This window comes from Vibrio sp. 1F169 (assembly GCF_041439605.1).
Taxonomy (GTDB): Bacteria; Pseudomonadota; Gammaproteobacteria; order Enterobacterales; family Vibrionaceae; genus Vibrio; species Vibrio tasmaniensis_A.
The window spans coordinates 1-1,021 of the sequence record NZ_JBGOOI010000186.1 but is presented as its reverse complement, the minus strand read 5'-3'; the positions used below and the strand labels follow the sequence as shown (position 1 = coordinate 1,021).

The 1,021-nt window shown below is 46.3% G+C and carries 1 protein-coding gene; it reads right to left on the bottom strand.

Going from position 1 to position 1,021, the window contains the following annotated elements:
* Positions 1-1,021 (bottom strand): elongation factor Tu (gene tuf, locus ACED53_RS23500; protein ID WP_102248954.1); only part of this gene is annotated, 1,021 nt, incomplete at both ends.

The following is a 1,021-nucleotide window of genomic DNA, read 5'->3' as shown; positions in this document are numbered from 1 at the left end:
TCGCCTGTTACGTCAGTTGTACGGAAGTAGAACTGTGGACGGTAACCCTTGAAGAAAGGAGTGTGACGGCCGCCTTCGTCTTTAGAAAGTACGTATACTTCAGACTCAAACTTAGTGTGTGGGTTGATTGAACCTTTAGCAGAAAGTACTTGGCCACGTTCAACGTCATCACGCTTAGTACCACGTAGAAGTGCACCAACGTTCTCACCTGCACGACCTTCGTCAAGCAGTTTACGGAACATTTCAACACCAGTACAAGTAGTAAGAGTAGTCTCTTTGATACCAACGATTTCTACTTCGTCACCTACACGTAGGATACCGCGCTCGATACGACCAGTAACTACAGTACCACGACCTTGGATTGAGAATACATCTTCAATAGGAAGTAGGAACGGTAGATCAACAGCACGCTCTGGAAGTGGAATGTAAGAATCTAGTGCTTCTGCAAGCTCAACGATCTTGTCTTCCCACTGCTTTTCGCCGTTTAGAGCGCCAAGTGCAGAACCTTGAATTACTGGTAGGTCGTCTCCTGGGTACTCGTACTCAGAAAGAAGTTCACGAACTTCCATTTCTACTAGCTCAAGTAGCTCTTCGTCATCAACCATGTCACATTTGTTCATGAATACGATGATGTAAGGGATACCAACTTGACGACCAAGTAGGATGTGCTCACGAGTTTGTGGCATAGGGCCATCTGTAGCAGCAACAACTAGGATACCGCCGTCCATTTGAGCAGCACCAGTGATCATGTTTTTAACATAATCGGCGTGTCCAGGACAGTCTACGTGTGCGTAGTGACGTTCAGGAGTATCGTACTCAACGTGAGAAGTTGCGATTGTGATACCGCGCTCGCGCTCTTCTGGAGCGTTATCGATAGATGCGAAATCTTTAGCAACACCGCCGTACACTTTTGCAAGTGTAGTACAGATAGCAGCAGTTAGAGTTGTTTTACCGTGGTCAACGTGGCCGATAGTACCAACGTTTACGTGCGGTTTCGTACGTTCAAATTTTTCTTTAGACA